Origin of the sequence: Lysobacter solisilvae (assembly GCF_016613535.2) — a bacterium.
GTDB classification, from domain to species: domain Bacteria; phylum Pseudomonadota; class Gammaproteobacteria; order Xanthomonadales; family Xanthomonadaceae; genus Agrilutibacter; species Agrilutibacter solisilvae.
On sequence record NZ_CP071518.1, the window covers coordinates 1,605,448 to 1,616,477 of the forward strand.

At 70.1% G+C, this 11,030-nt stretch carries 1 pseudogene; it reads left to right on the forward strand.

The annotated features are described in order from the left end of the window. Nucleotides 1–86 precede the first annotated feature (86 nt). Nucleotides 87–10,964 (forward strand): annotated as a pseudogene (locus I8J32_RS17590) (amino acid adenylation domain-containing protein); the annotation flags it as partial. Between the last annotated feature and the right edge of the window lie 66 nt (nucleotides 10,965–11,030).

The window sequence follows — 11,030 nt, forward strand, 5'->3', positions numbered from 1 at the left end:
AGCCGCCGCGCCGTTCGACCTGGCCACCGGCCCACTGATCCGTGGCCGGCTGCTGCGCCTTGGGCGAACACGAACACGTGCTGCTGGTGACCCAGCACCACATCGTCTCGGACGGCTGGTCCATCGGCGTGCTGGTGCGCGAAGTCAGCGCGCTGTACGCGGCCTTCTGCCAGGGTCACGCCGATCCGCTGCCGCCGCTGCCGATCCAGTACGCCGACTACGCGGCCTGGCAGCGCCAGTGGCTGCACGGCGAAGTGCTGGAAGAGCAGACCCACTACTGGCACCAGCAACTGGCCGGCGCGCCGGCGCTGCTGGAGCTGCCCACCGACCGCCCACGTCCGGCGGTGCAGAGCTATCGCGGCGACACGGTGTCGCTGACCCTGCCGCGCGCCCTGCGCGATGGCCTGCAGGCGCTGTCGCAGCGCCATGGCACGACGCTGTTCATGACCCTGCTGGCCGGCTGGTCGGCCCTGCTGTCGCGCGTGAGCGGGCAGGACGACATCGTGATCGGCAGCCCGGTGGCCAATCGCCAGCGCGCCGAGATCGAGCCGTTGATCGGCTTCTTCGTCAACACGCTGGCGCTGCGCGTGGACCTGGCGGGCGATCCGACCGTGGCCGACCTGCTCGCGCAGGTGAAGGCCACCACGCTGGGCGCCTGGCAGCACCAGGACCTGCCGTTCGAACAGGTCGTCGAAGCACTGCAGCCCTCCCGCAGCCTCAGCCACAGCCCGCTGTTCCAGGTGATGTTCGCGCTCGACAGCGCGCCGGCCGCAGCCGAGTTGCGTCTGCCGGGGCTCTCGCTGACGGCGAGCGAATCGGGCGAGCCGACGGCGAAGTTCGACCTGTTCGTATCGCTGACCGATACCGATGATGGCATCACTGGCCAGTTGGTGTTCGCGCAGGACCTGTTCGACCGCAGCACCATCGAACGCCTCGCGGGCCACTGGCTGACCCTGCTCGACGGCATGCTCGCCGATGACGCGCGGCGCATCGCGCGCGTGCCGCTGTTGTCGCGCGCGGAGCGCGACCAGCTCTTGCGCGACTTCAACCAGACGCAGGCGCAGTACCCGCACGACGGCCTGATCCACGAGCGTTTCGAGGCGTTCGCGGCCATGCAGCCGGACGTGACCGCGCTGGAGTGCGACGGCCAGACCCTGAGCTATGGCGAGCTCAATCGCCGCGCCAACCAGGTTGCGCATCGGCTGATCGCCCTGGGCGTCAAGGCCGATGACCGCGTGGCGATCTGCATGGAGCGCAGCGCCGGAATGATCGTCGGCGTGCTGGGTATCCTCAAGGCCGGCGGCGCCTACGTGCCGCTGGATCCGGCTTGTCCCGCCGAGCGCCTGGCGTACATGCTCGCCGACAGCGCGCCCCGGGTGGTGCTGACGCAGGCCGCATTGCGCGATCGATTGCCGGTCGCCGATGCATCGTCCGCGCCCACGCTGGCGCTGGACGAGGAGGTCTTCGACGGGCCGACCGCGAATCCGCGGGTGCCCGGCCTGGCCTCGCGCCACCTGGCTTACGTGCTTTACACCTCGGGCTCGACCGGCCAGCCCAAGGGCGTGATGGTCGAGCATCGCAGCGTGCTGCGGTTGGCCATCAACAGCGGATTCGCGTCGATCGGTCCGTCCGACTGCGTCGCCCACTGCGCCAATCCGGCCTTCGATGCCTCGACCTGGGAAATCTGGGCTGGCCTGCTCAATGGCGGCCGCGTGCTGGTAGTTCCGCAGGCGGCCGTGATGGATCCGGCTGCGCTGAACGAAACACTGCTGCGGGGCGGCGTCACCGCGCTGTGGCTGACCGCAGGCCTGTTCAACGAATACGCGGACGCATTGGCGCCGGCCTTCCGGCGACTGTCATTCCTGCTCAGCGGCGGCGACGTGATGGACCCGCGCACCGCGACGCGTGTGCTGCGCGGGGCGACGCCCCCGCGCGAGCTGATCAACGGCTACGGCCCCACGGAAACCACCACGTTCGCTGCGACCTTCCGGCTCACGCCGGCGGATGCGGCGCTGCGCGCCATTCCGATCGGCCGTCCGATCGGCAACACGCAGGTCTACATCCTGGGCCGTGCGGGCGAGCCGGTGCCGGTGGGCGTGACGGGCGAGCTGTTCATCGGCGGCCATGGCGTGGCGCGCGGCTATCTCAACCGTCCCGACCTCACCGCCGAGCGCTTCCTCCCCGATCCGTTCAGCGATGAGGTCGAGGCGCGCATGTACCGCACCGGCGACCTGGGTCGCTGGCGCGCGGACGGCACCATCGAGTACCTGGGCCGCAACGACTTCCAGGTCAAGATCCGCGGCTTCCGCATCGAACTGGGCGAGATCGAGTCGCGCCTGGCCGCCTGCGAGGGGGTGCGCGAAGCGGTCGTGGTCGCGCGCGAGGACGGCGCCGGCGACAAGCGGCTGGTGGCCTACGTCGTCGCCCACGACGATCAGGAGCTGCCGGGGGCGCCGCTGCGCGACCAGCTGGCCCGCGACCTGCCCGAGTACATGATTCCGGCGGCGTTCGTCCGCCTGGCGGCCCTGCCGCTGACCCCCAACGGCAAGCTCGATCGCCAGGCGCTGCCGGCGCCGGACGCGTCGGCCGTCATCACCCGCGCGTACGAGGCGCCGGTGGGCGAGCTGGAGACGCGCATCGCCGGCATCTGGCAGGACCTGCTGGGCCTGGACCAGGTCGGCCGCCACGATCACTTCTTCGAACTGGGCGGCCACTCGCTGCTCGCCGTGCGCCTGGTGACGCGCCTGCGCACCGTGCTGGGTGTGGAGGTCGCATTGCGCGACGTGTTCGCGCGGCCGACGCTGGCGCAGCTGGCCCAGCTGGCGGCCACCGCGTCGACCGCCGCGCAGGACGTGATCCTGCCCGTCGACCGCACGCAGCCCCTGCCGCTGTCGTGGGCGCAGCAGCGCCTGTGGTTCCTCGACCAGCTCGATCATGCCGCCGGCGCCGCGTATCACATCCCGGCCGCGCTGAACCTGCGCGGTGAACTGGGCCAGGCCGCGCTGCGCGCGAGCCTGGACCGGATCGTGGCGCGCCACGAGAACCTGCGCACCACGTTTGTCAGCCACGACGACACACCGCAGCAGGTGATCGCACCGGCCGACATCGGCTTCATGCTGGTCGAGCACGACCTGCGCGGCCTGGACGCCGCCACGCAGCAGGCGCAACTGGCCGAACTGGGCGCCGCCGAAGCCGCCGCGCCGTTCGACCTGGCCACCGGCCCACTGATCCGTGGCCGGCTGCTGCGCCTGGGCGAACACGAACACGTGCTGCTGGTGACCCAGCACCACATCGTCTCGGACGGCTGGTCCATCGGCGTGCTGGTGCGCGAAGTCAGCGCGCTGTACGCGGCCTTCTGCCAGGGTCACGCCGATCCGCTGCCGCCGCTGCCGATCCAGTACGCCGACTACGCGGCCTGGCAGCGCCAGTGGCTGCACGGCGAAGTGCTGGAAGAGCAGACCCACTACTGGCACCAGCAACTGGCCGGCGCGCCGGCGCTGCTGGAGCTGCCCACCGACCGCCCACGTCCGGCGGTGCAGAGCTATCGCGGCGACACGGTGTCGCTGACCCTGCCGCGCGCCCTGCGCGATGGCCTGCAGGCGCTGTCGCAGCGCCATGGCACGACGCTGTTCATGACCCTGCTGGCCGGCTGGTCGGCCCTGCTGTCGCGCGTGAGCGGGCAGGACGACATCGTGATCGGCAGCCCGGTGGCCAATCGCCAGCGCGCCGAGATCGAGCCGTTGATCGGCTTCTTCGTCAACACGCTGGCGCTGCGCGTGGACCTGGCGGGCGATCCGACCGTGGCCGACCTGCTCGCGCAGGTGAAGGCCACCACGCTGGGCGCCTGGCAGCACCAGGACCTGCCGTTCGAACAGGTCGTCGAAGCACTGCAGCCCTCCCGCAGCCTCAGCCACAGCCCGCTGTTCCAGGTGATGCTGGCGATGCATGACCTGGGCGACGACGCGCTCGCGTTGCCGGGCCTGGACCTTTCCCAGGCGCGCCCCGCGCAGCGGCACGCGCAGTTCGACGTGTCCCTGTCCATCTCCGATACGCGCGACGGTCTGGCCGTGGACCTGGTGTATGCGACCGACCTGTTCGACCACGCCACGATGGAGCGCGTGCTCGGGCACTGGGCCACCCTGCTGCAGGGCATGACGGCGGACGACGCACGGCGTGTCAGTCGACTGCCGCTGTTGTCGCCGGCGCAGCGCGAGCTGCTGCTCACGGGCTTCAACCCGGCGCCCAGCCACTTCCCCCAGGATCGCCTGGTCCACGAACTGTTCGAGGCACAGGCGGCGGCCTCGCCTGACGCGACCGCAGTGCAGTTCCATGGGGACGCACTCACCTACGACGCGCTGAACCGCCGTGCGAACCAGCTGGCTCACCATCTGGTCGCGATCGGTGTCGGCGCGGACGACCGTGTCGCCATCTGCATGGAGCGCGGCCTCGACATGATCGTGGCGGTGCTGGGCATCCTCAAGGCCGGCGGCGCCTACGTGCCGCTGGATCCGGCGTATCCCGCCGATCGCCTGGCGCACATGCTGGAGGACAGCGCACCGCTCGCGGTGCTGACGCAGGCGTCGCTGGAGCCGGTGCTGGCATCCCTGGCCGGAGTGCGCAGGATCCTGGTCGACGGCGAGACCGATGTCGCGCAGATCGCGCAGCATCCCGAGAGCCAGCCCGACCTGGCCACTCGAGGAGTGCGGCCGCAGCACCTGGCCTACGTCATCTACACCTCGGGGTCGACCGGGCGTCCGAAGGGCGTGATGGTCGAGCACAGGCACCTGGTGTCGTCCACGCTGGCGCGGATCGGGGAGTACGGCCGCTGCGAGAGCTTCCTGCTGCTGTCGTCGATCGCATTCGACAGCTCGGTCGCGGGCATCTTCGGCACCCTGTGCACCGGCGGCACGCTGCATGTGCTGGAGAAGCAGTCCACGCAGGACCTGGACGCGATCTGCGATGGCATCGCGACCGGCCGCGTCACCACGCTGCTGTGCGTGCCGACCCTGGCGCGACTGATCCTGGAGCAGCTGGCAGCGCAGCCCCGGACCGACGCGGGTCCGACGCACCTGAGGGAAGTGATCGTCGCGGGCGAAGCATGCCCGCCGGCCCTTCGCGAGATGGCCGCCGCATGCGAACCGCCGCTGGTGCTCTACAACGAATACGGCCCGACCGAGGGCACGGTGTGGGCCACGGTCTATCGTGCCGGCGATGCCCACCCGGGCACGCTTCCGATCGGGCGGCCGGTCGCGAACACGCGCACCTACATTCTGGACGGGGCCGGCGAGCCGGTGCCGATGGGCGTGGCCGGCGAAATCTTCGTCGGCGGCCAGGGCGTGGCGCGCGGCTATCTCAACCGGCCCGACCTCACCGCCGAGCGCTTCCTGCCCGATCCGTTCGGCGCTGGCGACGATGCGCGCATGTACCGCACCGGCGACCTGGCGCGCTGGCTGCCGGACGGCAATATCGAATACCTGGGCCGCAACGACTTCCAGGTGAAGATCCGCGGGTTCCGCATCGAACCGGGTGAAATCGAGGCCCGGCTGGCCGCGTGCCGCGGGGTGCGCGAGGCGGCCGTGATCGTTGGCGAAGATGCGGCGGGCGACCGTCGCCTGGTGGCGTATGTCGCCGGCCACGACGAGGCGCCGCTGTCGGTGGCGGACCTGCGCGACGAGCTGGCGCGTGAACTGCCCGACTACATGATCCCGAGCGCGTTCGTGCGCCTGGGGGCACTGCCGCTGACCCCGAATGGCAAGCTGGACCGCAAGGCACTGCCGGCTCCCGACCAGTCCGCCGTCGCCACGCGCGCGTATGAAGAGCCCGCCGACGAGACGGAACGCACGATCGCCGGCATCTGGCAGCAACTGCTCGGCCTGGACAGGGTCGGGCGCAACGACCACTTCTTCGAACTGGGCGGGCACTCGCTGCTGGCGGTGCGCCTGGTGACGCGCCTGCGGGCAGTGCTGTCCGTGGAAGTCGCGCTGCGCGACGTGTTCGCGCAGCCGACGCTGGCCCAGCTTGCGCGCGTGGTCGACGGTGCCGCTGGCACCACGCAGTCCCGGATCCTGCCGGTCGATCGCAGCCAGCCGTTGCCGCTGTCCTGGGCGCAGCAGCGCCTGTGGTTCCTGGATCAGCTGGACGACGCCGCGGGTGCGGCGTATCACATCCCCGCCGCGCTGAACCTGAGCGGCGACCTCGACCGTGACGCGCTGCGCGCCAGCCTGGACCGCATCGTGGCGCGCCACGAGAACCTGCGTACCAGCTTCGTCAACGTCGCCGGCGAGCCCCGGCAGCTGATCGCGCCGGAAGATATCGGCTTCGCGCTGGTCGAAGTCGACCTGCGCGGCCTCGATCCGGCCGCGCAACAGCAGCGCGTGCAAGCGCTCGGCGAGGCCGAGGCGCGGGCATCGTTCGATCTGTCGACTGGCCCGCTGATACGCGGCCAGCTGTTGCGACTGGCCGAGCGCGAACACGTGCTGCTGGTAACCCAGCACCACATCGTCTCCGATGGCTGGTCGACCGAGGTGCTGGTGGGCGAAGTCGGCGCCCTGTACGCGGCCTTCTGCCAGGCCGGCGCCGATCCGCTGCCGCCGCTGCCGATCCAGTACGCCGACTACGCGGCCTGGCAACGCCAGTGGCTGCAGGGCGAGGCGTTGCAGGCGCAGGTCGATTTCTGGCGCCAGCAACTCACCGGCGCGCCGGCGTTGCTGGAATTGCCGACCGATCGTCCGCGCCCGCCCGTGCAGAGCTACCGGGGTGACCGCGTCGAGGTGCGCCTGGACGCCGCGCTCAGTGCTTCCCTGCGCTGCCTGGCCCAGCGCCACGGTGTCACGCTGTTCATGACTTTGCTGGCGAGCTGGTCCGTCCTGCTCTCGCGCATGAGCGGGCAGGATGACATCGTGATCGGCAGCCCGGTGGCCAATCGCCAGCGTGCCGAAATCGAGCCGCTGATCGGCTTCTTCGTCAACACCCTGCCGCTGCGCGTCGACCTGGCTGCCGACCCTACGGTCGCCGGGCTGCTTGCGCAGATCAAGGCCACCACGCTGGGTGCCTACGCACACCAGGACCTGCCGTTCGAGCAGGTGGTCGAAGCGCTGCAGCCCACGCGCAGCCTGAGCCACGGCGCGGTGTTCCAGGTGATGCTGGCGCTCAACAACGCGTCTTCGGACGCGTCGCTGAGCCTGCCGGGCCTGGCGTTGTCCGTCGTCGAAACGCGGCAGCAGACCGCGCAGTTCGACCTCACGCTGTCCCTGGCCGAGGGTGCCGGGGGCCTGACCGGCAGCCTCAACTACGCAACCGACCTGTTCGATCGCAGCACCGTCGAACGGATGCTGGACCATTGGCGCACGCTCCTCGACGCGATGGTGAAGGACGACGCCATCCAGGTGAGCCGACTGCCGCTGCTGTCCCCGTCACAACGCGAGCAGATGCTCGTCGAATGTCGCGGTGCGTGCACCAGCTTCGCGCAGGACCGCCTGCTGCATGCCGGCTTCGAAGCGCAGGCACAGGAGCGCCCCGACGCCACCGCGGTCGTGTTCGATGGCCAGAGCCTCACTTACGGCGAGCTCAACCGGCGTGCGAACCAGGTGGCGCATCGCCTGATCGCGCTGGGTGTGAAGCCCGACGACCGTGTCGCGATCTGCGTTGAGCGCGGCCTGGGGATGCTGGTTGGCCTGCTGGGCGTCCTGAAGGCAGGTGGCGCGTACGTTCCGATGGATCCGGTGTATCCGGCCGATCGCCTGGCGTACATGCTCGAGGATGCCGCACCGCGCGTAGTGCTGACCCAGGCCTGCCTGCGCGAGCGGCTGCCGATGCTGGCTTCGGAGGGTCGGACCCTGTTGGTCCTGGATGAGCCGGCCGCGCAGGCCGGTCCAACGGCCAATCCGCAGGTCGACGGCCTGACGCCGCGCCACCTGGCGTACGTGATCTATACCTCCGGTTCCACCGGACGTCCCAAGGGCGTCATGGTCGAGCACGCGCACGTGACGCGCCTGTTCGACGCCACGCAGGGCTGGTTCGCGTTCGATCACCACGACGTGTGGACGCTGTTCCACTCGTTCGCCTTCGATTTCTCGGTCTGGGAGATCTGGGGTGCGCTGCTGCACGGCGGGCGGCTGGTAGTGGTGCCCGAACTGTGCGCGCGTGCGCCGGCAGAGTTCTACGGCCTGCTGGCACGCGAAGGCGTGACCGTGCTGAACCAGACCCCCAGCGCGTTCCGTTCGCTCATCGCGGCCCAGGCCGACAGTGAGGCTCCGCACGTGCTGCGCACCGTCATCTTCGGCGGCGAGGCGCTGGAACTGCACACGCTGGCACCGTGGATCGAGCGCAACGATGCCGAACGCACCCGCCTGATCAACATGTACGGCATCACCGAGATCACGGTGCATGCCACCTACCGTCGCATCACCGCAGCCGACGTGTACGAGGCACGCGGCAGCCTGATCGGCACGGCGATCCCGGACCTGGCCCTGTACGTGCTGGATGCCCACGGCGAACTGCTGCCGCCGGGCATCACCGGCGAGCTGTATGTCGGCGGACACGGCGTGGCGCGCGGGTACCTCAACCGCCCGGACCTGACCACCGAGCGTTTCATCGATGATGCGTTCTCCGGCGAAGCCGGCGCGCGGCTCTACCGGACCGGTGACCTCGGTCGCTGGCTGCCGGATGGCGAACTCGAATACCTGGGGCGCAACGATTTCCAGGTCAAGATCCGCGGCTTCCGCATCGAACTGGGCGAGATCGAGGCCAAGCTGTCGGCTTGCGCCGGCGTGCGCGAGGCCGTGGTCGTCGCGCGCGAGGACACGGCCGGCGACAAGCGCCTGGTGGCCTATGTGGTGCCACACGCGGATACCGTGCCATCGGCGACGGAGCTGCGCGCGCAACTACTCGAGCACCTGCCCGAATACATGGTCCCCAGCGCGTTCGTGCGCCTGGACGTCCTGCCGCTGACGCCCAACGGCAAGCTGGACCGCAAGGGCCTGCCCGCTCCGGACCTGGCGTCGGTGGCAAGCCGCGCCTACGACGCGCCGCAGGGCCCGGTGGAAGTCGCGATCGCCGAGGTCTGGCAGGAACTGCTGGGCCTGGACCGCGTCGGCCGCAACGACCACTTCTTCGAACTGGGCGGGCATTCGTCGCTCGTCATCCGTCTGATCGATCGCCTGCGCCAGCGCGGCCTGGTCGCGACCGTGCGCATGGTGTTCATGACGCCGGTGCTGAGCGCCCTGGCGACCCAGCTGGTGGAAGACACGGCGGCCAGCGCACACGCGCAGGTCGCGCCGAACCCGATCACCACCGCCACGACGGCCATCACTCCGGACCTGCTGCCGCTGGTGCAGCTGACCCAGGCCCAGATCGACGCCATCGTCGACCAGGTCCCCGGTGGCGTGGCGAACATCCAGGACATCTACCCGCTGTCGCCGATGCAGGAAGGCATCCTGTTCCACCACCTGCTGGGCGGCGAGGGCGATGCCTACCTGGTGCGCACCGTGGTGGCGCTGGAGGACCGCGACCGCCTCGACCGCTTCCTGGAGGCGATGCAGATCGTCATCGGGCGTCACGACATCCTGCGCACGGGCGTGTACTGGCAGGGCCTGGGCAAGCCGGTACAGGTGGTGCATCGCCACGCGCCGCTGCCGGTCCACGAGATCACGCTGTCGACCGCCGAGGCGGCGCTGCCGCAACTGATGGCGTGCACCGATCCGCGCCGGATGCGGCTGGACCTGCAGCGTGCACCGCTGCTGGCCGCGCACGTCGCCGCCGATCCCCAGTCGGGTGAATGGCTGCTGGCGCTGCTCAGCCACCACATCATCGACGACAACTACACCATGCAGCTGCTGCTGCAGGAGATCCAGCTGCTGGTCCAGGGCCGGGAAGCCGAATTGCCGACGCCGGTGGCGTATCGCACGTTCATCGCGCAGACGCTGGCGGTGACCGACGAGGAGCACGAGGCCTACTTCCGCCGGCAGCTGGGCGACGTGGACGAACCCACCGCGCCCTATGAACTGCTGAATGTCCAGGGCGATGGCGGTCACATCGACGAAGCCCGCGTCGCAATCGCCGACGCCCTGTCGCAACGCCTGCGCGAGAGCGCACGGCAGCATGGCGTGACCCCGGCGGTGCTGTTCCACCTGGCCTGGGCGCAGGTCCTGGGACGGTGCAGCAACCGCGACGACGTGGTCTTCGGCACGGTGCTGTCCGGCCGCATGCAGTCCACGGAGGGTGTGGGCCAGGTGATGGGTGTATTCATCAATACCCTGCCGATCCGCATCCGCCTGGGCACGGTCGGCGTAGCCGACGCGGTGCGCGATGCGCATCGCGGCCTGAGCGAACTGCTTGACCACGAGCAGGCCTCGCTGGCGCTGGCGCAGCGCTGCAGCGGCGTGCAAGCCCCGCTGCCGCTGTTCACGGCGCTGATGAACTATCGCCTGAGCGGTGCCGTGGCGCCGGTGGAAAGCGCGTCCTCGTCGACGCCTTTCGAAGGCATGCGGGTGATCGGCGTCGAGGAGCGGACGAACTATCCGCTCTCGATGTCCGTCGACGATCTTGGCCAGGCCTTCGCGCTGACCGCCCATTGCGTGGCGGGCGTGGATCCCAGGCGCCTGGTCGGCTACATGGAAATGGCGCTGGACGGACTGGTGGCGGCCCTCGAGCACGCGCCTACGCAGCCGGTCGGCCACCTGCCCGTGGTGCCGGACGCCGAACGCCAGCACCTGCTCGTCGGCCTGAACGACACGGACGTGGCCTATCCGCATGATCAACTGCTCCACGGGCTGTTCGAGGCGCAGGTCCTCCGGCAGCCCGATGCGACGGCGGTGGTCTGCGAGGGCCAACGCCTGAGCTATGACGAACTCAACCGCCGCGCCAACCAGGTCGCACACCGCCTGATCGCGCTGGGCGTGAAGCCGGACGATCCGGTGGCCCTGTGCGCCGAGCGCAACGCGGGCATGGTGGCCGGCCTGCTGGGCATCCTGAAGGCCGGCGGTGCGTGCGTGCCGCTGGACCCTGCGTACCCCGCCGACCGCCTTGGCCTA